Below are 21,243 nucleotides of genomic sequence, written 5' to 3' on the forward strand. Positions count from 1 at the left end.
TTAGGCAGCCTGAGCCGCATCGGCCGACTGGCCGTGCTTCTGCTTGTAGTCGGCCACAGCCGCCTTGATGGCGTCTTCGGCCAGAATCGAGCAGTGAATCTTCACCGGCGGCAGGGCCAGTTCTTGCGCGATTTCGGTGTTCTTGATTTCGAGCGCCTGATCCAGCGTCTTGCCCTTGACCCACTCGGTCACCAGCGACGACGAAGCAATCGCCGAGCCGCAACCGTAGGTTTTGAACTTGGCGTCTTCGATCACGCCGGCTTCGTTCACGCGGATCTGCAGCTTCATCACGTCGCCACAGGCCGGTGCGCCGACCATGCCCGTACCAACGGCGTCGTCGCCCTTCTCGAACGAACCGACGTTACGCGGGTTTTCGTAGTGATCCAGAACTTCCTTGCTGTACGACATGGCTAACTCCTTGAATACTCAGTGTGCGGCCCATTGGATCGAATTGAGATCGACCCCGTCCTTGTACATTTCCCACAGCGGCGAAAGATCGCGCAGCTTGCCGATCTTGCTCTTAAGCAGTTCGACCACGTAGTCGACCTCCTGCTCGGTCGTGAAACGACCCACCGTGAAGCGAATCGAGCTGTGCGCCAGTTCGTCGTTGCGGCCCAGAGCGCGCAGTACGTACGAAGGCTCGAGCGAGGCCGACGTGCACGCCGAACCCGACGACACCGCCACATCCTTGATCGCCATGATCAGCGACTCGCCTTCGACAAAATTGAAGCTGATGTTCAGGTTGTGCGGGACACGTTGTTCCATGTCGCCGTTCACATACACTTCTTCCATCTCCGTCAGGCCCTTCAGCAGACGGTCGCGCAGCATACGCACGCGCTCGTTCTCGACAGCCATCTCTTCACGGGCCAGACGGAACGCCTCGCCCATGCCGACGATCTGGTGCGTAGCGAGCGTACCCGAGCGCATGCCGCGTTCATGACCGCCACCGTGAATCTGTGCTTCGATACGCACGCGCGGCTTGCGACGCACGTACAGTGCGCCGATGCCCTTCGGGCCGTACGTCTTGTGTGCCGAGAACGACATCAGGTCGACCTTCAGTGCCGCCAGATCGATCGGCATCTTGCCAGTCGCTTGCGCAGCGTCGACGTGGAAAATGATCCCCTTCTCGCGGCAGATCTCGCCGAGCGTAGCGATGTCCTGAATCACGCCGATCTCGTTGTTCACGGCCATGATCGACACGAGAATCGTGTCCGGACGCAGCGCCGCCTTGAACACTTCCAGATCCAGCAGGCCGTCGTCCTTGACGTCCAGATAGGTCACTTCGAAGCCTTCGCGCTCCAGCTCACGCATCGTGTCGAGCACAGCCTTGTGCTCGGTCTTCACGGTGATGAGGTGCTTGCCCTTGCCCTGATAGAAGTGTGCCGCGCCCTTGATGGCGAGGTTATTCGACTCGGTCGCGCCCGACGTCCACACGATTTCGCGCGGATCGGCGTTCACCAGCTTGGCGACTTCCTCGCGTGCCTCTTCCACCGCCTGCTCCGCGGCCCAGCCGAACGAGTGGCTGCGCGATGCCGGGTTGCCGAACTGCTCGCGCAGGTAGGGCAACATCTTGTCCACGACGCGCGGGTCAATCGGCGTCGTGGCGCTGTAATCCATGTAGATGGGGAGGTTGAGGGTGTCGTTTTTCATGGGGTGCTCCAGGATCGTGCCGTGGCGCCTGTTATGAACGGGCCATATCAAAGACCGAATTGGGGATACGCGTCGTCATCGTCTGGTTGTTGTTGCCAGACTCACGCGTGTCGCGCAGCACGGCCTGTTGGGCCTGCTTGCTGCGCTGCTGCTCGACGAGGTCACGCAGGGAAACGGAATCGAGATACTCAACCATCTTCTGGTTGAGTGTCGCCCACAGCTCATGCGTCATGCAGTGGCCGCGATGGCCGTCCTGGCCCTTCTCGCAATTGCCTTTGCTTCCGCACTGTGTGGCGTCGAGCGGTTCGTCGACCGCAATGATGATGTCGGCGACCGTCACCTCTTCTGCGCGGCGCGCAAGACTGTAACCACCGCCCGGACCGCGCACGCTCTCCACGATTTCGTGGCGGCGAAGCTTCCCGAACAGTTGCTCCAGATAAGAGAGCGAAATTCGCTGACGCTGACTAATGCCCGCAAGCGTCACGGGACCCGCGTCCTGGCGCATAGCCAGGTCGATCATCGCCGTGACGGCGAAACGGCCTTTCGTGGTAAGTCTCATGATGATGCAGGGGATTAATCTCGACTATTTTCGTCAAGTATAAATTCCCTACGAATTTAGTCAAGTACTTCTGGCCCATTTTTTGCGGAAGTTCCCTCGTCCGCTTGTGAAATTTCTTATTTTTCGGGACAAGCTTCCGACCTGGGCGAGCCCAGAGGAAATAGCAGCACCAGGGGATTGCGCAGCACGGCGCGCCAGATGGCGCGATGGATCTGCCGACGGTCACCCAATCGCAGTGGACGCGATCGAAGCGCCATGTGGAATGCTAACGCAAAACTGACACCGACGTTGAGCAGCCCCATCACCGCCACACCGGCGAACGCCAGCCACAGCGCCGGGTCGTGAAACACCGAACCGCCCAATACGCCGATCGAGGTTGCAATCGCCCCTGTCGACAGCGTCACGTGACGGACCTCGAACGGCAAAGCAAATGCTGTCAGCACGGCCGGCACGAGTCCCAGCATGAAGCCAAGCATGAGATTGCCCAGCACCGGCGCAATGTGGCGTCGACACCAGTCGGCGAGGCGCGCTGCGCCCTGACGTCCAAAAACGAAACGCAGGCGGCGGTTGTACGCAAGGACGTCACCAATGCCATGCAAGGCGAACCAATTGTCAGCCCAGCCGGAAATAAGGCTGGAGCACCACAACAGCACGCCGGTCAGCGCCGCAAAGAACGGCGTCACCCCAAGAATCGAGAACGAATTCAGCGTAGCGTGCGCCTTTTCCGGTGAGATGGTGTTCGCGCCAAGTGCCGCGGACACCGCCCACTGCACCAATAGGCAGAACGGGAAGACCATCGCCAGATTGCCAAAGATGGCTGCCGCCTGGGTACGCACCAGCGCAATCACCTCACCGACGAAAGCATCCATCCCCGCCGGCGTATCGACGTCGTCGAGCTTGCTGGCGATGGCCGGCGCGGTCATGGCCGGTTGCTTGGTCGCCAGCGTGAAGTGGCAAAAGTGCATGAACAGGAAGCACAACGCGTAGTTGGCCCCGGCAAAGAAACCCTCGACAACGGTCGGAAAGTGGGCCCCGGCAATCATGAACTTGATGTAGACGGTCACGACCGTCACCAATCCGCCGCCACAGGCCATCTTCAGCATCGAAAAATACTCGCTGCGATTTCGCGCGATGTAATGCTCGCCGGTCTCCGCACTGCGTTCGACAACCTTGCGCGCCAGCAAGCCGAATGACGTTCGCGCCAGTTCGCCCACGCTTTGGCTCGCGCGGTTGGCTCTCACCAGATCCGCCAGCAACTGCACGCGCGCTACGGCCTTATCACCGCGATCCCCGTGGGTCAGCCACGCCTCCAGCAAGCGCTCGAGACGACGAATCCGGGCCTTGGCTCGCTCGACCTGAAACACGATATCGACGCTGACACCGTTCTCGTCGAGGTGCGCATACACGTCACGCACCGCGCGACCACAGTCGTCCAGCAGCGCGCGAAATAAGTTGATCTGCTGCACGAACAATTGCGACTGCGGCGCACCGTGCGCGAACTCCTGACCTGCATCCTCAAGCGCCTGCATTGCGCGTCCGAGCCGGTAAAACGGCGAATCGGTGGCGCGGGAATACGAAAGTCGCGAGCGCACCGCCTGCGACAGTCCCGTCGATGCGATCTGGTCGACAAGGTGGTGCATCGCGGCGAGCAGATCCTCGGCGAACGGATTCCAGTCAACATCGGCGTCGTCCGCCTCGCCGTGATGAAGCAGCGCAATCAGATCGCCCAGCAACTCGGCGGGCAACGCAGCGATCCAGTCGGCCGCATCTCCGTCGGGAAACATCAGGGAACACAACGCCGAGAGGTCCCGTCGCGTTGGCGGCGGCGGAATCAGAGCTTTTTCGATGCGCTCGGCCAACGCACCCCAAAAACCGGGCCTCACCGGCATACCAGTGTCGCAAAGCAGCGATATGGCGTCGCTCTCGTTGACGACGCTACGCAGCGTGCGTGCAACCGACAGCCGCCACTGTGGATTGCGCTCCAGCATTTGCAGCAAGTAGCGTAGGCGCGTGTGCGGCCGGTATCGAGCGGCCTCCCCTTCCCCGCGCACTTCGTTGACAATCGCGCCGCGCTTTTGCACCCAATGCGCCAACTCGATCAACCATTGATTGCGTACGGCCAGCGGCGCTGCCGGATCCGCGTGCGCGAGCAGTTCGTCGAGTTGATGGCCGGCATGGCGCGAGGCGCGCCACTTGCGCCAGTACAAAGTGAGCGAATTGAACATGGGTCGGAAAGTGCGTAGTCAGCTACAGCGTCAGCGACAGAAGAAGGGGCACGGGAGTCACTGGCACTTCTGGCGTACAACGAATCGCACTGCCCGGCCTCATCCCGTCAAAGAGGGCCGAATGATAGCCTTGTTGGGGCAGCTCGCGAAGCGATCTCATCACCGATCACGACGCATACGCCATTTCCCCACGAGGATACGCGCGCCGACAACCGGTCAGTCGGCCTGTCCCAAACGCACGAGCAGACCGTCGAGACCGTCTTCAATATAGTCGAGCACCGTCTCAAACCCTTGCGCGCCGCCGTAATAGGGATCGGGCACTTCAGTGGCGTCATGATGCGTCGCAAAATCCATCAACCGGACGATCTTGTGACGAAACGCTGCGGGGCTGCGTGCCGTGAGCTCCGCGACGTTCGCGTTGTCCATGGCCACGATCCATTCAAAGCGCTCGAAATCGCTCGCCTCTACGCGACGCGCCCGCAGTGCACTCAGATCGTAGCCGCGCCGCTCGGCCGCCGCCTGCGTGCGTTCGTCCGGGGCGTGACCGATGTGATAACTGTGCGTCCCAGCCGAATCGACCTCAATGAGGTCGGACAATCCCGCTTTGGCGAGTCGATCGCGAAAGATCCCATCGGCACTCGGGGAGCGGCAGATGTTACCCATGCAGACGAACAAGACGGAAGTTTTCTTCATTTGGATTCAATCCATCGCAGGCGCGAGGCATCGATGGGCCTCGCCGCCATCATCTTCAGGCCTTCGGCCCCAATTCCGCTTCGCTGGCACCATCGGTACCGAACACCAGCGCCTTGACGTGCAGCAGTTGGTCCCGCACCTTTGCCGCCTTTTCGAACTCCAGGTTGCGTGCATGTTCCTGCATCTGCTTTTCGAGCTTCTTGATCTCGCGAGCCAGTTGCTTCTCGGACATGTCCTGATAGTGGGCCTGCTCTTTGGCCTCCGCCATTTCCGCCTTGGCGTCTTCCGGATCGTAGACACCGTCGATGATGTCCTTGATGCGCTTCTTCACGCCCTGCGGCACAATCCCATGCGCCTCGTTGTGCGCCATCTGCTTAGCGCGACGACGCTCCGTCTCGCTGATCGCCCGCTTCATCGACTCGGTCATCTTGTCTGCGTACAAGATGGCGGTACCGTTCACGTTACGCGCGGCCCGCCCGATCGTCTGAATCAACGAACGCTCGGCGCGAAGGAAGCCCTCCTTGTCCGCATCCAGAATCGCAACCAGCGACACTTCCGGAATATCCAGCCCCTCGCGCAGCAAGTTGATGCCGACGAGTACGTCGAACGCGCCCAAACGCAGGTCACGGATGATTTCTACGCGTTCAACGGTATCGATATCGCTGTGCAGATAACGGACCTTCACGCCGTTATCCGATAAGTACTCGGTCAATTGCTCGGCCATTCGCTTCGTGAGCGTCGTTACGAGCACGCGCTCGCCCACCGCTACGCGCTTATTGATTTCCGAGAGCACATCATCCACCTGCGTACGGGCGGGACGCACATCGATCGTCGGATCGATCAGCCCGGTCGGACGCACCACCTGCTCCACAATCTGCCCGGTACGCTTGGCCTCGTAATCTGCGGGCGTCGCGGAGACGAAGATGGCCTGACGCATTTTGCGTTCGTACTCGGCAAACTTCAGTGGACGATTATCCAGCGCCGACGGCAAACGGAAGCCGTAGTTGACCAGGTTTTCCTTGCGCGCCCGGTCGCCGTTGTACATGCCGTTGAACTGGCCGATGAGCACGTGGGACTCGTCGAGGAACATCAACGCGTCCGGTGGCAAATAGTCAACGAGCGTAGGCGGCGGCTCGCCGGGCGCTGCGCCCGACAAATGTCGCGAGTAGTTTTCGATGCCTTTGCAGAACCCCAACTCCTGCAACATCTCCAGATCGAAGCGGGTACGCTGTTCGAGGCGTTGCGCTTCGACCAGCTTGCCTTCCTTATAGAAGAAGTCGAGCCGCTCGCGAAGTTCGTCCTTGATCGTTTCGATCGCGCGCAGCACCGTATCTCGCGGGGTCACGTAATGTGAGGACGGATACACCGTGAATCGCGGCACCTTCTGACGCACGCGCCCTGTGAGCGGATCGAAGAGTTGCAGCGAGTCGACTTCGTCGTCGAACAACTCCACGCGCAACGCCAGCTCGGCGTGTTCCGCCGGGAAGATGTCGATGGTGTCGCCGCGCACACGGAAGGTGCCGCGCCCGAAGTCCGTCTCGTTACGCGTGTACTGCATCGCGATCAGTCTTGCGATGATCTCGCGTTGCCCCAGCTTGTCGCCCTGACGCACGGTCAGGATCATCTGGTGGTACTCGCTCGGATTCCCGATACCGTAGATGGCGGACACCGTCGCGACGATCACCACATCGCGGCGTTCCAGCAGGCTTTTCGTCGCCGACAACCGCATCTGCTCAATGTGCTCGTTGACCGACGAGTCCTTCTCGATGAAGAGATCGCGCTGCGGCACATACGCTTCCGGCTGGTAATAGTCGTAGTACGAGACGAAGTACTCCACCGCATTTCGCGGGAAGAATTCACGAAACTCGGAATACAACTGTGCCGCCAGGGTTTTGTTTGGAGCGAACACGATGGCCGGACGTCCCATACGGGCAATCACATTCGCCATAGTGAACGTCTTGCCCGAGCCGGTCACGCCCAGCAGCGTCTGAAACGCGAGCCCGTCGTCGATCCCCTCGGTCAACTGGGTGATGGCTGTGGGCTGATCGCCTGCCGCAGGAAACGGACAATAGAGCTGGTAAGGCGAGTCGGGGAACGTCAGGAACTTGCTTTCGTCGAAATCGGTTTCAGCCGCAGGGGTCATGGCGGGGGCGCGAGCATGAGGGACGTAATCTGGCATTCTAGCGCGTCGGACAATTCCCTGAGTCCGATGGGTGACAGCTATCCCCTATCCCATTGGGCCGCCCCAGGTAACGCAGACGTGGCCTGCAGGACGCACTCACGAGTCGCGTACCCGCCGATTTCGTCAAATTCTGGCATTGCGTGGCAGTTTTCGTGCCGAAAAGGCACGAATTCGTGTGCAGCGGGCCGGTGTTTACCACAAGCGCGGGTAATCTTCGCTAAAATACCCCGCTGGGCCGAACCTGCGTAAGTTGCGGCCGACCCGCTGCATTTTCCTACTACCTGCCTCGAGCCGTCGAAATGACCCTCTTTTCCGCTGTCGAACTCGCCCCGCGCGACCCCATTCTTGGTCTGAACGAAGCCTACAACGCCGATCACCGCACCAATAAGGTGAATCTGGGTGTTGGCGTGTATTTCAATGCAGAAGGCAAACTGCCCCTGCTCAAGGCCGTGAAGGCAGCGGAAGAACAACGTGTGGCGGCCGGCCTGCCGCGCGGCTATCTGCCGATCGAAGGCATTGCTGCGTACGACAAGGCCGTCCAGGAAATGCTGTTCGGCAAGGAATCGCCGGTGCTGGCCGAAGGCCGCGTGATCACCGCTCAGGCACTGGGCGGTACGGGCGCACTGAAGATTGGCGCCGATTTCCTGAAGCAACTGAATCCGAACGCCACGGTCGCCATCAGCGATCCGAGCTGGGAAAACCACCGTGCCCTGTTCACGACGGCTGGCTTTAACGTCGTGTCGTATCCGTACTACGACGCCGAATCGCACGGCGTGAACATCGCTGGCATGCTGGACATGCTCGGCAAGGAACCGGAAGGCACGATCGTTGTGCTGCACGCTTGCTGCCACAACCCGACCGGCGTCGATCTCACGATGGATCAGTGGGCGCAAGTTGTGGAAGTCGTGAAGGCCCGCAAGCTGGTGCCGTTCCTCGATATCGCCTATCAGGGCTTCGGTGACGGCATCGACGCCGACGCCGCCGTGGTGCGCCTGTTCGCCTCCACCGGCCTGAACTTCTTCGTTTCGAGCTCGTTCTCCAAGTCGTTCTCGCTCTACGGCGAACGCGTTGGCGCCCTGTCGATCGTGACGGGCAGCAAGGACGAATCGACCCGCGTGCTCTCGCAGCTCAAGCGCGTGATCCGCACCAACTACTCGAACCCGCCGACGCACGGCGGCTCGGTCGTCGCCGCCGTGCTGGGCAACGCCGAACTGCGTGCCCTGTGGGAAGAAGAGCTCGCCGAAATGCGTGAGCGTATCCGCGCGATGCGTCTGGCGTTGGTCGAAAAGCTGCGTGCCCACGGTGTGGAGCGCGACTTCTCGTTCGTGATCAAGCAGCGCGGCATGTTCTCGTACTCCGGCCTGACGGCCGATCAGGTCGAGCGTCTGCGCGAAGAGTTCGGCATCTACGCCGTGAGCACCGGCCGCATCTGCGTGGCCGCACTCAACGACAAGAACATCGACACTGTGGCGTCCGCCATCGCGCAAGTGCTGCGCTGATCGATTGACGGTTTGCCGCAGTCAATGATTGCGGCCACCGTTGCGAAAGAAAAGCCCGCCTACCAGCGGGCTTTTTTTGCATCTCGAATTGTTGCATTGCAGCAACGATAGTTAATAACAATGACAGGAATAAGCTAAGACTATCGATCTGATGCAGAAATGCCATATATCAGGGTTATGCTGCGTTGCACACCCGCGATAAACGGTTGCATAATTCCCCCATCATCCGCCTCAGGGCACACAACATGCTGTATCAGATTCATGAGTACAACCGCGCGTGGCTGAATCCTCTCACCACGTGGGCAAAGGCGGCGGCGACGACTTTCGTCAACCCGGGCAGCCTGCTTGCCATGATGCCGGGTGCGCCCCGCATTGCCGCCGGATACGAATTGCTCTACCGGCTTGGCAAGGACTACGAAAAGCCCGAATTCAACATCAAGGCAGTCGAAGTGGACGGTCACAACATTCCGGTCGTGGAAATGACCGCGATGGAGAAGCCGTTCTGCCGTCTGCTGCGTTTCAAGCGATACGCGGACGACGCGAGCGCCGTGGGGCAACTCAAGGACGACCCGGTCGTGCTGGTCGTGGCCCCGCTCTCGGGTCACCACGCTACGTTGCTGCGCGACACCGTCTCTACATTGCTTAAGGACCACAAGGTGTACATCACCGACTGGGTCGATGCACGTATGGTGCCGCTCGATGCGGGGTCGTTCCATCTGGACGACTACGTTGCGTACATCCAGGAATTCATCCGCCACATCGGCGCTGAAAACCTGCACGTCATTTCGGTCTGCCAGCCGACGGTACCTGTGCTCGGCGCGATCTCGCTGATGGCGTCGAACGGCGAGAAGACACCCAAGACCATGACGATGATGGGTGGCCCGATCGACGCTCGCAAGAGCCCGACGTCGGTCAACTCGCTCGCGACGAACAAGTCGTACGAATGGTTCGAGAACCACGTGATTCATGCGGTGCCTCCGAACTACCCCGGCGCCGGACGCCTCGTGTATCCGGGCTTCCTGCAGCACGCGGGCTTCGTCGCCATGAATCCGGACCGCCATCTGAAGTCACACTGGGACTTCTATCTGGATCTGATGCGCGGCGACAGCGACGATGCCGACTCGCACCGCCGCTTTTACGATGAGTACAACGCAGTGCTGGATATGGCGGCCGAGTACTATCTCGACACCATCAAGACCGTTTTCCAGGACTTCAGCCTTGCGAGCGGTACGTGGGATGTGGCCGGTCAGCGCGTGCGTCCGCAGGACATCAAGACCACGGCGCTTTTCACCATCGAAGGCGAGTTGGACGACATCTCCGGTAGTGGGCAAACGCAAGCCGCGCATGAGCTTTGCACCGGCATCCCGGCCAAACGCCGCGCGCATTTCACCGCGCCGCAGTGCGGGCACTACGGGATTTTCTCCGGTAGCCGCTGGCGTAACGTGATCTATCCGCAGATTCGCGACTTCATCGCGAAGAACGCCTGACCGTCATTCGCTAATTCCGACGGACATACGAAAACCGCCGCGAGGGCATTGGCTCTCGCGGCGGTTTCGTTTTGTGGCCTTCGGTTCGATTGAACGCCGCAGATCGCGGCCGTCCGCTCAACGCGTGCGAAGCGAATCCAGCAGCATCTGCGTATTGAAGGACGAGTACGTCTTTCTCGACTCGTCGCTCATGACGTCACGCCCCATCACAATGGAAAGCGTATGTCGATTCGACATCACGTAATAGCCCATCGCCGAGATCGTCACGTACAGATCGACCGGATCGACGCCCTGACGAATTTCGCCACTGGCCTGCCCGCGCTTGAGCGTCTGCGCGAGCAGCTCTACGATCGGCGAGACCTGTTGACGAATTTCCGTCGACTGACGCATCGACTTGGCTTCGTGCAGATTTTCGTTATTGATGAGCTGGATCAACTCCGGGTGATCGGCGTAGTAATCCCACACGAAGTGGGCGAGTTCGGCCACAGCGTCGAGCGGCGCAAGCAGATCGAGCTTGAGTGCGTGTTCCGCGCGATTGAATTCGCCATAGACTTCTTCGAGCACGGCCAGATAAAGCTGATCCTTGTTGCCGAAGTAGTAATAGAGCATTCGCTCATTGATGTCGGCTCGGCGCGCGATGCTGTCCACGCGAGCACCACTGGAACCACGTTCCGCAAATTCCTCGATCGCAGCGGCAAGAATTCGCTGGCGGGTGCGTTCCGGGTCACGTTTGATCTTGGTTTCTGATGTTGTCATGATCGGCCGGTCGTTCTCATCGGGCGGAATTATGGCACAACGGTTTCAGTGTTTCTGCAAAATGCAGGATAATTCTAGTTTCCGCCGAATCCCCCACAAAAGACGTGTCCGAAGTCAGCGCGCTCGCTCAGCGCATCGATGCCCTATTGCCCCAGACGCAATGCACCAAATGCGGTTACGCAGGATGCCGTCCGTACGCCGACGCTATCGCGAACGGGCAAGCCAGCTATAACCAATGCCCGCCGGGCGGCGCCGAAGGTGTCGAGCGCCTTGCTAGGCTGCTCGGCCGTCCCGTCATTGCACTCAATCCGGAGAACGGCGTCGAACGCCCGCGCCCCCGGGCATTGATCGACGAATCACTCTGCATCGGCTGCACCTTGTGCATTCAGGCCTGCCCGGTCGACGCCATAGTCGGCGCGGCCAAATTGATGCATACGGTCATCGAAGATCGCTGTACGGGCTGCGATCTCTGCGTCCCCCCCTGCCCCGTCGACTGCATCGACATGGTGCCGGTGACCGGGGAGCGCACCGGATGGGACGCCTGGTCGCAAGCGCAAGCCGACGAGGCTCGCACACACTTTGAGGCCCATCAGGCCCGTCTGGAGAAGGAAAAGGCGCAACGGGAAGCCCGTCTCGCGGCACGCGCTGCGCGCGTTGCACCGGGACCGCAAAGCGCGCCCACCGCTGAGAACGTCCAGCCGCAGGTCGCGGCACCTCACACGGAGGCATCGTCGGTTTCGAATGATGAAACCACAGACGCAGCGCCCGCCGCCGACGCAGCGGCAACGGCTGCGGCGCGCAAACAAGCCATCATTCAAGCGGCGCTCGAACGGGCTCGCCAGAAGAAGGCCGCGTTGGCCGCCGAAGGACTAGGCCCCAAGAACACCGAGAACGTGTCTGCGGCCGTCCAGGCACAGATCGACGAAGCGGAAGCTCGCCGTAAGCGGCTAGGACTTGACGCACGCAGCGCCACTCCCGGCACCGACAACGCCAAAGACAACGATTGATATAGCGCCCATTTGTAAGCACTGCGAAGCCCGGACGCTTCGAACAAACGGCTGACCGGCCACAGATGGGTTTCCCAGCGTCCCCCGATACAAGACAAACGCCACGCCACACGCGCCCCCGCCATGAACGACGCCAAACGCCGTGCCCTGTTCGAGACGCTGCAACAGCTCAATCCCACACCGACGACGGAGTTGGAATACACGTCGCCCTTCGAGTTGTTGATCGCGGTACTACTCTCCGCACAGGCGACCGATGTCTCGGTGAACAAAGCGACCCGCAAGCTTTACGCCGTAGCGAACACGCCCGCAAAAATGATTGCGCTGGGCGAAGCAGGCGTGTCCGATTTCATCAAGACGATCGGGCTGTATCGCACGAAGGCCAAGAACGTCATCGCCACCTGCCAGTTGCTGCTCGACAAGCACGCCGGGGAGGTTCCGCGATCGCGTGAAGCGCTCGAAGCGTTGCCGGGCGTTGGCCGCAAGACCGCGAACGTCGTACTGAATACCGCGTTCGGCGAGGACACGATTGCGGTCGATACGCATATTTTCCGTGTCGCCAATCGCACTGGACTGGCGCCCGGCAAGGACCCGCTGGCCGTCGAACTGGCACTGGAACGCCTGACTCCGCGCGAGTTCAAACACGACGCACATCACTGGCTCATCTTGCACGGTCGCTACGTATGCAAGGCACGCAAACCGGAGTGCTGGCATTGCGCCATCGAACCGCTCTGCGATTTCCGGCCGAAAACACCTGCGCCGAAGGCGTGACACGCCATTAACGCTCACCGACATCAGCCATGGCGGTAGCACAAACGAAACGGGCGGCCCGATATCGGGACCGCCCGTTTTGTTTGTACGTTTCACACTTCGGATGAGGCCGTAAAGCCTCACCGACCTTGCATCAGATGATGCGCGCCGCTTCGTCGAACGACAAACGTGGGTTGCGGGGGAACAGCTTGTCCTGATCGCCGTAGCCCAGATTGCAGATGAAGTTCACACGCCATTCGGTGCCAGCAAAGAACGTATCGTTGACCTTTTGAGCATCGAAACCGGCCATCGGACCGCAATCCAGACCCAACGCGCGTGCGGCCAGAATGAAGTAGCCGCCTTGCAACGAGCTGTTCATATGGGCGGCGCCTGCTGCCTTGGCTGCGTCCCCCGAGAACATCGGCACCATCTTCTCCGCACCGTTCGGGAACAACTTGGGCAGGTGCTCGTAGAACTTCAGGTCATACGCAATGATGGCCGTCACGGGGGCCGTGCGGGTCTTGTCCACGTTACCGGGTGCCATGCATTCGATCAGTTTCGCCTTCGCCTCCGGGCTCTTCACGAAGACAATCCGGGCGGGCGTCGTGTTGGCCGACGTCGGGCCCCACTTCACCAGATCGTAGAGTTCGCGCAGCGTCTCGTCGCTGACCGGCTTGTCGAGCCACACGTTGTGCGTGCGGGCATCGGTGAACAACTGGGCGATGGCTTCTTTGGCAATGATGCTCATGACGAATGACCTCGGGTGTTGAATAGCGAACGAAGGGCGATTGTACCGTTGCCGCCCGGTGGGCGCAGACGCGCCAAAATTGCACGCGGAATCAAGCGCTTGCCGATGCCCCACGCGCAGACAGCCAGAGCACACCCGCCAGAATGAGTGCCCCGCCTGCCCACTGTCCCGCCGTGAGCGTTTCGCCGAGCAGCATGGCCGCGAGCAGCACCGTTACGACGGGCTCCAGCGTCGAGAGCATCGAGGCGCGTCCCGCGCCAAGACGCTGCAAACCGGCGAAGAAGGTCAGAATGGCGATGACCGTAGAACAGACGGCAATCGCGGTGAGCGCCGCCCATCCGCCGATCTCTGCGGGCCAACGCAACGGTAGCCCCTGTGAGCTGCGTACCGCCGCCAAGACGCCGAAGGATACCGTTGCCGCGAGACAAACTAGCGTTGCCGTCGCCCGTGCGTCGACACCCCGCGTCAGCCGCGCGCCCACGATGATGTATCCCGAATAGATCAACGCGGCGGCGACCGCCAGCGCCATGCCCAGCGGCTGCCCCTGACCGCCGCCAACGGTCAGCGCCGTCCCCAGCGAGCAAAGCACCAGGGCACCGAGCTTTACCGGCGTGAGGCGTTCATGCAGAAAAACCGCCGCCAGAAGCGTGACGAATACCGGGTAAAGGTAAAGCAGCAATGCGACGAGCGACGCCTGTGCATACTGCAACGCGCCAAAGAAACACAGCGATTGACCGACGTAGCCGATGCCGCCCATCAGCGCGATATGCAACGACTGTCGACGCGACGGAAAGCGGACCTGCTGCATGCGGCACCAGAGGAGCAGCAGCACGGCTGCGACGAAAAAACGGAACAGCAGCATGGCGAACATGTCGGCGCCGGAAGCCGTGGCCGCGCGCGCGAAAATCGCCATCGCCCCGAACGCCGAGGCCGAGATGGCGATCAATGCAATGCCCCCCCAAGCGGACGGTGGCGTGTGAGGCGCGGTGGGAACGCTGTCCGGTGCTGCGCTTGCAGTGGAGGTACGAGGGCTTTGCGACATAATTACGCGATTTGGGGGACAATACGGCATGTTTTACATGCGTTACTAGCGCGTTCCGTCCATCTCAGGCACGCCCGGCGACTTTCGGCATCATGCGAACGGATTCGCCATTGTAGCCACGGTAAGGCGCGCCACAAGACGCCTCAAAAGAACCCCACGGAGTCCCCATGTTTAATCCGAGCCGTGACGAAGTCCGGCAATTCTTCTGCACCACGTGGCAAAAGCAGCGTGACGGCAATATTCTGACGCCGCTCGAAACGATTGCCGCCGACTGGATCAACGAACACCCCGAGTACCACGATGCGCTCGCCGATACCGAAGACGCCAGCGCCCGCGATTACTCACCGGAAGCAGGCCAGACCAACCCGTTCCTGCATTTGTCCATGCACCTGGCGATCAGCGAGCAGGTCTCCATCGATCAACCGCCCGGTATCCGCGCTGCGTACGAAAAACTGACGAATCGTCTCGACTCGCCGCACGAAGCACAGCATCGCATCATGGAGTGTCTGGGGCAGACGCTTTGGGAAGCCCAGCGCAGCGGGCAGCCACCCGACTCGGACGCCTACCTCCAGCGTATCGAGCAGCAGGCGTCGCGCTAAGCGCCATCCGATCGTTGCGGCGGTACGCAAACGGTGCGCAGCCGCCAGCACTCACCGCTCGCCCACGGCACTAAGCGCACGAAAGCAAACGACGGTTGCCTTGACAGCAACCGTCGTTTTTCCATGCAGACGTCGAAACGCTTACTTTTTCGTCACGAGATCGCCGGGTAGTGACTCGATGTAAGCGGAGATGTCCTTCAGTTCCTGCGACGTGAACGGACGCGGCTTGCCGTCCTTGTCGAGCGTCGCCGGATTCGACATGACCTGCGTCTTCATGATGGCGTTGCTGCGGCCATACACCAGACTGTGTTCGTTCTGGTACGCACGCAACGCGTTATAGACGTAATCCGCGTATTGACCAGCCAGCTTCGGGTATTCCGGGGTGATCGGCGCGTTCAGGTTGGCGCCGTGGCAACTGGCGCACATGCCTTTGTCGACGAGCGCCTTACCGTTGGCGATATTGCCCGCAGCGACTGCGTTACCGCTCGTTGCGGCAAGCATCGCGCCCAGCGTCAGGGACACTGCCGCAGCGGCCTTTGCCATCGAATGCATCGAATGCTTCATCGTGTTCTCCTCAGCCACGCACGTATTATTTCTGGGGATTGACCGGCGTCGACGCCGTCTGCGCCGCGTAGTACGCGGCGATGTCGACGATGTCCTGTTCGGTCAACGTGGCTGCGATGCCATGCATCGTCTGGAACTTGCGATCGCCCTTTGCGTATTCCTTCAGGGCGTTTTCGATGTACTTCGCGTTCTGTCCGCCGATCTTGGGGACGTGATACACCTCGGGGAACGCGGTGCGATAGTCGGCAATGCCGTGGCAGCCAATGCACATGGCCACCTTGCTCTTTGCCGCCTCCATATCAGGCTTGAGTTCGGCCGCATGAAGGGCGCTGACCGACATGAACGACGTGCTGCCAAGCGCCAGCGCCATCATCGTGAGGAACTTTTTCATGGTCTTCTTGGGAACGTTTTTGGTTGGAATACCGGCCCGCAACACGCAGATCGACGTCCCGGCTCCAAGGCGGTCGACCTGTGAAAAAAGCAATCGATTGTAACCCACACCCTCCGAGGCGCAAACTCGGTGCTGACCCGCACAGTTCTCCGAAGTTTTTTCGCAAGCCATTGATGTCAATGCACATTTTCAAGGTGCAAGCGAGCCATATGCGCAATGTCTTATACTGAACTTTTTCCCTGCCCGGCCGGTTGGCCGGCTGTTCGCGGACGGCTCTGACAATGCGCTTTGAAGGCTCTTCCCAATACGTCGCCACCGACGACCTCAAGCTCGCCGTGAACGCGGCGGCCACGCTGCAACGACCGCTGCTCATCAAGGGCGAACCTGGCACCGGCAAAACCATGCTCGCCGAGGAAGTCGCTGCCGCCCTCGATATGCCACTGCTGCAGTGGCACGTGAAGTCCACCACCAAGGCGCAGCAAGGGCTCTACGAATACGACGCGGTCTCGCGGCTGCGCGATTCGCAACTGGGCGACGAGCGCGTTCGCGACATCGCCAACTACATCGTCAAGGGCGTGCTCTGGCAAGCGTTCGAGGCCGACCAGCCGGTCGTGTTGCTGATCGACGAGATCGACAAGGCCGACATCGAATTCCCCAACGACTTGCTGCGTGAGCTCGATCGCATGGAGTTCTACGTCTACGAGACGCGAGAACTGGTGAAGGCCCGCCACCGTCCGCTCGTCATCATCACGTCGAACAACGAGAAGGAACTGCCCGACGCCTTCCTGCGCCGCTGCTTCTTCCACTACATCAAGTTCCCGGAACCGGCGACGATGCAGTCGATCATCGACGTCCACTTCCCGAACATCCGTCGCGAACTGGTCAACGCCGCCATGGCGACGTTCTTCGAAGTGCGCGAAATCCCGGGCCTGAAGAAGAAGCCGTCGACGTCGGAACTGATCGACTGGCTCAAGCTGCTGATGGCCGAGGAAATCGGCCCTGAAGCCCTTCGCAGCGCCGACAACAAACTGGCCATCCCGCCGCTTGCGGGCGCTTTGCTCAAGAACGAGCAGGACATGCACCTGTTCGAGCGTCTCGTCTTCATGAATCGCGCCAACCGATAAGCGCGCCCACGTCATGCTGATCGACTTCTTCTACACCTTGCGCGCGGCAAAGCTGCCGGTCTCGGTCAAGGAATACCTGACGCTGCTCGAAGCGCTTCAGCGTCAGGTGATCGCGCCCTCGCTCGACGAGTTCTACTATCTCGCTCGCCTCTCGCTCATCAAGGACGAGAAGCACTACGACAAGTTCGATCAGGCGTTCGGTGCGTACTTCAAAGGCGTGCAGCAAATCGTCGACGCCTCCGGCGAAGTGCCGCTCGACTGGCTCAAGAAGCGGATGCAACGCGAGTTGTCCCCCGAGGACAAGGCGCGTATTCAGGCGCTGGGCGGAATCGACAAGCTCATGGAACGCCTGAAGCAACTCTTCGACGAGCAGAAGGGGCGGCATGAAGGCGGCAGCAAGTGGATCGGCACGGGCGGCACGTCGCCGTTCGGCAATGGCGGCTTCAATCCCGAAGGCATCCGCATCGGCGGCGAGAGCAACGGCAATCGCACCGCAGTCAAAGTATGGGACCAACGTACGTACCGCGACTACGACGACACCGTAGAACTGGGCACGCGCAACATCAAGGTTGCACTACGCCGTCTGCGTAAGTTCGCGCGCGAAGGGGCCGCCGAGGAACTCGATCTCGACGACACGATTCGCTCCACAGCAGCCAATGCAGGCTGGCTCGATCTGAAGCTGGTGCCCGAGCGTCACAACAACGTGAAGGTGCTGATGCTGCTGGACGTGGGCGGGTCGATGGACGATCACATCGCGCGCACGGAAGAACTCTTCTCGGCCGCGAAATCGGAATTCAAGCATCTCGAGTTCTACTATTTCCACAACTGCGTCTACGACTATCTCTGGCGGCAGAACCGCCGACGTCACAACGAGCGATTCGAGACGTGGGACGTGCTGCGTAAATATCCGGCCGACTACAAGTTGATCTTCGTGGGCGATGCGACGATGAGTCCGTACGAAGTACTGCAACCGGGTGGCTCCGTCGAGTACAACAACAAGGAAGCGGGCGCTGTCTGGCTGCGGCGCTTTATCGACCGATACCCGCATCACGCGTGGCTCAACCCTGAGCCGGAAGCCATTTGGCAATATCGTCAATCGATTTCGGTGATCCGCCAGCTCTTTGCGAATCGTATGTATCCGATTACGCTGGCGGGGCTGGAATCGGCCATGCGGGTACTAAGCAAGTAACCTGGAAATCCCCGCGTCACGGCAGATACTCCGCAGATTCACGGCATGGCGCACGCCGTCCGCACACAACGGCACGCCGCACAATGCGGCAGAACCGCCGCACATCACAACAACAACGCAACCAAAGAGACAGCACGCCATCATGACGTCGAGCACCACTCCCCTGCCCCCGCTGCGCCCGCTGGCGGACACGTCGCCATCGGCCATCGTGGCCGGCTTCGTGGCGATGATGACCGGCTACACCAGTTCGCTCATCCTTATGTTTCAGGCCGGACAGGCCGCCCATCTCTCGCCTGCGCAGATTTCGTCGTGGATCTGGGCGCTGTCCATCGGCATGGGACTGACGACCATCGGACTATCGCTTCGCTACCGCACGCCGGTGGTGATCGCGTGGTCGACGCCAGGCGCCGCCCTGCTGATTACGTCGCTGCCGGGTGTGCCGTACGGTGAGGCCATCGGCGCGTTCATCGTCTGCAATGCGCTCATCGCGATCTGCGGACTGACGGGGGGCTTCGAAACGATCATGCGGCGCGTGCCACCCGCATTGGCGTCTGCGCTGCTGGCGGGCATTCTGTTTCGCATCGGACTGGAGATTTTCGTCGCCGCGCAGCACCAGACGGCACTCGTGCTCTCCATGTTCTTCACGTACCTCATCGTCAAACGACTCGCCTCGCGCTACGCTATTCTGCTGGCGCTGATCGTGGGTACAGCCGTTGCCGGTGGGCTGGGCCTGCTCGATTTCAGTCATTTCAACGTGTCGCTGGCAAAGCCGGTGTGGACCACGCCGTCGTTCTCGTTGTCGGCGACGATCAGCATCGCGATCCCGCTGTTCGTGGTGGCCATGGCGTCGCAGAACGTCCCCGGACTCGCCGTCTTGCGTGCGGATGGTTACAACGTCCCCGCATCGCCGTTGATTTCGACGACCGGTATCGCGTCGGTGCTGCTCGCGCCGTTCGGGTCGCACGGCATCCATCTGGCGGCCATCACCGCGGCGATCTGCACGGGACGCGAAGCGCATGAAGACCCTGCGAAACGCTATACGGCAGCAGTATGGTCGGGCGTCTTTTATCTGATCGCCGGAACATTCGGTGCGACCATCGCAGCGCTGTTTGCGGCGTTTCCGAAGGCCCTCGTCGTCTCCATCGCCGCGCTGGCTCTGTTCGGCTCGATCATGAACGGGCTGGCGAATGCCATGCATGACACGAAGCAACGCGAAGCCGCGCTCATCACGTTCATGGTGACCGCCTCGGGACTGACGCTGCTCTCCATCGGGTCCGCCTTCTGGGGACTGATCGCCGGGGTGGTAACGCTGGCGATTCTGCAATGGCGACGCGCCTGATCCCGCCCGGGCCGGAGTGATAACATTCGGCCCGCAACGATTTCAATTCATCTGACGTAACCGCAGGAGCAGTACAACCATGGCAGTCATCGAACCGACCCCGGTGTTCAAGGAAAACCTCGCCCAGATGGCCTCGATCGGCAGCATCGAAGGCATCGCGCGCATCGACCTGCGCAATGCTGGCGGCGCCGTCGTGGGCACCATCGAAAATGCACCGGGCAAGCAAGGCTCGCTCGCCGTCTACCACTACCTCAAGCAAGCCTTCGGTACGCTCGACGCCAAGGCCGCCGAGCACGCACTGGCGGTTTTCGGTGAGCACACCGCAGACGCGCGCAACCGTCCCGGCGCACACCCGAACGTCGACCGTCTGCTGGCGATCGTTGCCGGTGGCGAAGCGCTGACGATCGACGAAGTCGCCGCCTGAAGCGGGCGCACGGTCCCGGCGCGCCGGGACCGAACATCGCGCAAAAAGAAAAAGCCAGCCTCTCGGCTGGCTTTTTTTGCGTCTGCCGCAAACTGTGGCTTCTGCGATGCAGCGATGCGTAGCTACGCGGACAACGTCAGACCGTCAGGACTGGACCACCGTCGCCATTCTTCTCGCGAAGTTGCTTAACCCAACGCTTTGCAGGCAAGCCGGTCGCGGCTTCCACCACCTTGGCACGTGCTTCCACGTCTTTCCATTCCACCGACAGCAGCGGTCCGTTGAACGCCAGCACGATAACGTTGCCGTCATGGACTTCCGGGAATTCAATCACGCGATTGTCGAAAGCCTGACGCAAACGACGGATGTTCTTCGGATAGCTGTCGTGATCGCCAAAGAGGTTCATCGTCAGCATGCCCGGCTCGCGCAACGTGGCACGGCACGCCTTGTAGAACGCCGGGGTGTCATGGACCGGACCGCGTGCGGTGGCGTCGTACAGGTCGATTTGCAGGACGTCGACAGCACCATGATTTGCGGTGTCGGTGACGTAGTCCCACGCATCCGCTTCCAGCACCTTCAATCGACGCGAATCGCTCGGCAGATCGAACATCGTGCGAGCAGCGACGACCACCGCCGGGTTCAGCTCAACTGCCGTCACTTGCGTGCGCGGGAATTGCTTGGCCGAGAACTTCGTGATCGAGCCGGTGCCAAGGCCCAGTTGCACCACGTGCTTCGGTGCGCGCATGAACAGCAACCAAGCCATCATCTGCTGCGCGTATTCCAGTTCGATACGATCCGGCTTCGACAGACGCATCGCCCCTTGCACCCATTCCGTGCCGAAATGCAGGTAACGCACGCCACCGATTTCAGAGAACGTCACCGGCGCGAAACGCGGCTTGTACGTGGGACGCGGTGAACGGGCGGCACGGTCGTCGGCGACGAACGCTTCGGCTTCGATGGATTTGCGTTTGATGAGGGTCATGTGTCCTTCAGTATTGCTCGGGATATTCCGATGGGTTCG

The 21,243-nt window shown here is 60.8% G+C and carries 21 protein-coding genes; 9 read left to right on the top strand and 12 right to left on the bottom strand.

Translation table 11 applies throughout. The features are described from left to right. The 6 genes from iscU to uvrB all read right to left on the bottom strand — a co-directional run bounded on the left by iscU (window position 1) and on the right by uvrB (window position 7,270). Window positions 1–408, bottom strand: coding sequence for a Fe-S cluster assembly scaffold IscU (iscU, locus tag NA29_RS15345; RefSeq protein ID WP_039399327.1), 408 nt, complete (start codon window positions 406–408; stop codon window positions 1–3). Window positions 409–426: 18 nt separating this feature from the next. Continuing rightward, window positions 427–1,650, bottom strand: coding sequence for an IscS subfamily cysteine desulfurase (locus NA29_RS15350; RefSeq protein ID WP_039399329.1), 1,224 nt, complete (start codon window positions 1,648–1,650; stop codon window positions 427–429). Between the two features lie 31 nt (window positions 1,651–1,681). Further along, window positions 1,682–2,209, bottom strand: a complete 528-nt coding sequence (iscR, locus tag NA29_RS15355) for a Fe-S cluster assembly transcriptional regulator IscR (RefSeq protein WP_039399331.1) — start codon at window positions 2,207–2,209, stop codon at window positions 1,682–1,684. A 116-nt stretch (window positions 2,210–2,325) separates the two neighbouring features. Continuing rightward, window positions 2,326–4,434 carry a site-specific recombinase gene (locus NA29_RS15360; RefSeq protein ID WP_039399333.1) on the bottom strand — a complete coding sequence of 703 codons (2,109 nt, stop codon included), beginning with the start codon at window positions 4,432–4,434 and terminating at the stop codon, window positions 2,326–2,328. Window positions 4,435–4,650: 216 nt separating this feature from the next. Continuing rightward, a complete protein-coding gene (locus tag NA29_RS15365) occupies window positions 4,651–5,127 on the bottom strand; it encodes a low molecular weight protein-tyrosine-phosphatase (RefSeq protein WP_039399335.1) in 477 nt (158 codons plus the stop codon). 55 nt (window positions 5,128–5,182) lie between these two features. Continuing rightward, window positions 5,183–7,270 (bottom strand): excinuclease ABC subunit UvrB, encoded by a 2,088-nt coding sequence (uvrB, locus tag NA29_RS15370; RefSeq protein WP_039399337.1) that lies wholly within the window; start codon window positions 7,268–7,270, stop codon window positions 5,183–5,185. A 338-nt stretch (window positions 7,271–7,608) separates the two neighbouring features. Here uvrB and NA29_RS15375 point away from each other — a divergent pair, with 338 nt between their 5' ends. Both NA29_RS15375 and NA29_RS15380 read left to right on the top strand, forming a co-directional pair. Beyond that, window positions 7,609–8,808, top strand: a complete 1,200-nt coding sequence (locus NA29_RS15375; protein ID WP_039399339.1) for an amino acid aminotransferase — start codon at window positions 7,609–7,611, stop codon at window positions 8,806–8,808. A gap of 245 nt (window positions 8,809–9,053) precedes the next feature. Further along, window positions 9,054–10,295 carry a polyhydroxyalkanoate depolymerase gene (locus NA29_RS15380; protein ID WP_039399341.1) on the top strand — a complete coding sequence of 414 codons (1,242 nt, stop codon included), beginning with the start codon at window positions 9,054–9,056 and terminating at the stop codon, window positions 10,293–10,295. Window positions 10,296–10,412: 117 nt separating this feature from the next. Here NA29_RS15380 and NA29_RS15385 read toward each other — a convergent pair whose 3' ends face one another. Next, the gene (locus tag NA29_RS15385) at window positions 10,413–11,051 is read right to left on the bottom strand and encodes a TetR/AcrR family transcriptional regulator (protein WP_039399343.1); all 639 of its coding nucleotides are present in this window, start codon (window positions 11,049–11,051) and stop codon (window positions 10,413–10,415) included. A gap of 104 nt (window positions 11,052–11,155) precedes the next feature. On the opposite strand from NA29_RS15385, the gene rsxB reads away from it, so the two are divergent. Together rsxB and nth are read left to right on the top strand one after the other, a co-directional pair. Further along, window positions 11,156–12,058, top strand: coding sequence for an electron transport complex subunit RsxB (gene rsxB / locus NA29_RS15390; RefSeq protein ID WP_039399345.1), 903 nt, complete (start codon window positions 11,156–11,158; stop codon window positions 12,056–12,058). A gap of 123 nt (window positions 12,059–12,181) precedes the next feature. Next, window positions 12,182–12,826, top strand: coding sequence for an endonuclease III (gene nth, locus NA29_RS15395; protein ID WP_039399347.1), 645 nt, complete (start codon window positions 12,182–12,184; stop codon window positions 12,824–12,826). A 133-nt stretch (window positions 12,827–12,959) separates the two neighbouring features. Here the strand turns inward: nth and NA29_RS15400 are convergent, their stop codons facing one another. Beyond that, window positions 12,960–13,553, bottom strand: coding sequence for a malonic semialdehyde reductase (locus tag NA29_RS15400; RefSeq protein ID WP_039399349.1), 594 nt, complete (start codon window positions 13,551–13,553; stop codon window positions 12,960–12,962). A 91-nt stretch (window positions 13,554–13,644) separates the two neighbouring features. Next, the gene (locus NA29_RS15405; RefSeq protein ID WP_084103792.1) at window positions 13,645–14,595 is read right to left on the bottom strand and encodes a DMT family transporter; all 951 of its coding nucleotides are present in this window, start codon (window positions 14,593–14,595) and stop codon (window positions 13,645–13,647) included. Window positions 14,596–14,762: 167 nt separating this feature from the next. Between NA29_RS15405 and NA29_RS15410 the strand changes: the two genes are divergently transcribed. Then, complete coding sequence (locus tag NA29_RS15410; RefSeq protein ID WP_039399351.1) at window positions 14,763–15,194, top strand: DUF1841 family protein; 432 nt, start codon at window positions 14,763–14,765, stop codon at window positions 15,192–15,194. A gap of 141 nt (window positions 15,195–15,335) precedes the next feature. Here the strand turns inward: NA29_RS15410 and NA29_RS15415 are convergent, their stop codons facing one another. Then, window positions 15,336–15,737, bottom strand: coding sequence for a c-type cytochrome (locus tag NA29_RS15415; RefSeq protein WP_039403682.1), 402 nt, complete (start codon window positions 15,735–15,737; stop codon window positions 15,336–15,338). 46 nt (window positions 15,738–15,783) lie between these two features. Continuing rightward, the gene (locus tag NA29_RS15420; protein WP_370855785.1) at window positions 15,784–16,098 is read right to left on the bottom strand and encodes a c-type cytochrome; all 315 of its coding nucleotides are present in this window, start codon (window positions 16,096–16,098) and stop codon (window positions 15,784–15,786) included. 332 nt (window positions 16,099–16,430) lie between these two features. Here NA29_RS15420 and NA29_RS15425 point away from each other — a divergent pair, with 332 nt between their 5' ends. The 4 genes from NA29_RS15425 (at window position 16,431) to NA29_RS15440 (ending at window position 20,225) form a co-directional block, all read left to right on the top strand. Next, entirely contained in the window at window positions 16,431–17,273 is an 843-nt protein-coding gene (locus tag NA29_RS15425; RefSeq protein WP_046291474.1) for an AAA family ATPase, read from the top strand. A gap of 13 nt (window positions 17,274–17,286) precedes the next feature. Beyond that, on the top strand, window positions 17,287–18,462 hold the full coding sequence (locus NA29_RS15430; protein WP_039399356.1) for a vWA domain-containing protein: 1,176 nt from the start codon (window positions 17,287–17,289) through the stop codon (window positions 18,460–18,462). A gap of 142 nt (window positions 18,463–18,604) precedes the next feature. Next, complete coding sequence (locus NA29_RS15435; protein ID WP_039399358.1) at window positions 18,605–19,801, top strand: benzoate/H(+) symporter BenE family transporter; 1,197 nt, start codon at window positions 18,605–18,607, stop codon at window positions 19,799–19,801. A 79-nt stretch (window positions 19,802–19,880) separates the two neighbouring features. Next, a complete protein-coding gene (locus NA29_RS15440) occupies window positions 19,881–20,225 on the top strand; it encodes a DUF2322 family protein (protein ID WP_039399360.1) in 345 nt (114 codons plus the stop codon). A gap of 136 nt (window positions 20,226–20,361) precedes the next feature. Here the strand turns inward: NA29_RS15440 and NA29_RS15445 are convergent, their stop codons facing one another. Continuing rightward, a complete protein-coding gene (locus NA29_RS15445; protein ID WP_039399362.1) occupies window positions 20,362–21,204 on the bottom strand; it encodes a class I SAM-dependent methyltransferase in 843 nt (280 codons plus the stop codon). Between the last annotated feature and the right edge of the window lie 39 nt (window positions 21,205–21,243).

The sequence above is a fragment of the Pandoraea sputorum genome, assembly GCF_000814845.2.
Taxonomy (GTDB): Bacteria; Pseudomonadota; Gammaproteobacteria; order Burkholderiales; family Burkholderiaceae; genus Pandoraea; species Pandoraea sputorum.

What these genes read in the sequence shown, in the direction of transcription:
- NA29_RS15380 (WP_039399341.1), top strand. Translation starts at nt 9,054, where the DNA reads ATGCTGTATCAGATTCATGAGTACAACCGCGCGTGGCTGAATCCTCTC.
- NA29_RS15445 (WP_039399362.1), bottom strand. Translation starts at nt 21,204, where the DNA reads ATGACCCTCATCAAACGCAAATCCATCGAAGCCGAAGCGTTCGTCGCC.
- NA29_RS15375 (WP_039399339.1), top strand. Translation starts at nt 7,609, where the DNA reads ATGACCCTCTTTTCCGCTGTCGAACTCGCCCCGCGCGACCCCATTCTT.
- NA29_RS15365 (WP_039399335.1), bottom strand. Translation starts at nt 5,127, where the DNA reads ATGAAGAAAACTTCCGTCTTGTTCGTCTGCATGGGTAACATCTGCCGC.
- NA29_RS15405 (WP_084103792.1), bottom strand. Translation starts at nt 14,595, where the DNA reads ATGTCGCAAAGCCCTCGTACCTCCACTGCAAGCGCAGCACCGGACAGC.
- nth (WP_039399347.1), top strand. Translation starts at nt 12,182, where the DNA reads ATGAACGACGCCAAACGCCGTGCCCTGTTCGAGACGCTGCAACAGCTC.
- NA29_RS15415 (WP_039403682.1), bottom strand. Translation starts at nt 15,737, where the DNA reads ATGGCAAAGGCCGCTGCGGCAGTGTCCCTGACGCTGGGCGCGATGCTT.
- uvrB (WP_039399337.1), bottom strand. Translation starts at nt 7,270, where the DNA reads ATGACCCCTGCGGCTGAAACCGATTTCGACGAAAGCAAGTTCCTGACG.
- iscR (WP_039399331.1), bottom strand. Translation starts at nt 2,209, where the DNA reads ATGAGACTTACCACGAAAGGCCGTTTCGCCGTCACGGCGATGATCGAC.
- NA29_RS15385 (WP_039399343.1), bottom strand. Translation starts at nt 11,051, where the DNA reads ATGACAACATCAGAAACCAAGATCAAACGTGACCCGGAACGCACCCGC.
- NA29_RS15400 (WP_039399349.1), bottom strand. Translation starts at nt 13,553, where the DNA reads ATGAGCATCATTGCCAAAGAAGCCATCGCCCAGTTGTTCACCGATGCC.
- NA29_RS15435 (WP_039399358.1), top strand. Translation starts at nt 18,605, where the DNA reads ATGACGTCGAGCACCACTCCCCTGCCCCCGCTGCGCCCGCTGGCGGAC.
- iscU (WP_039399327.1), bottom strand. Translation starts at nt 408, where the DNA reads ATGTCGTACAGCAAGGAAGTTCTGGATCACTACGAAAACCCGCGTAAC.
- NA29_RS15350 (WP_039399329.1), bottom strand. Translation starts at nt 1,650, where the DNA reads ATGAAAAACGACACCCTCAACCTCCCCATCTACATGGATTACAGCGCC.
- NA29_RS15420 (WP_370855785.1), bottom strand. Translation starts at nt 16,098, where the DNA reads ATGTCGGTCAGCGCCCTTCATGCGGCCGAACTCAAGCCTGATATGGAG.
- NA29_RS15430 (WP_039399356.1), top strand. Translation starts at nt 17,287, where the DNA reads ATGCTGATCGACTTCTTCTACACCTTGCGCGCGGCAAAGCTGCCGGTC.
- NA29_RS15410 (WP_039399351.1), top strand. Translation starts at nt 14,763, where the DNA reads ATGTTTAATCCGAGCCGTGACGAAGTCCGGCAATTCTTCTGCACCACG.
- NA29_RS15425 (WP_046291474.1), top strand. Translation starts at nt 16,431, where the DNA reads ATGCGCTTTGAAGGCTCTTCCCAATACGTCGCCACCGACGACCTCAAG.
- NA29_RS15440 (WP_039399360.1), top strand. Translation starts at nt 19,881, where the DNA reads ATGGCAGTCATCGAACCGACCCCGGTGTTCAAGGAAAACCTCGCCCAG.
- NA29_RS15360 (WP_039399333.1), bottom strand. Translation starts at nt 4,434, where the DNA reads ATGTTCAATTCGCTCACTTTGTACTGGCGCAAGTGGCGCGCCTCGCGC.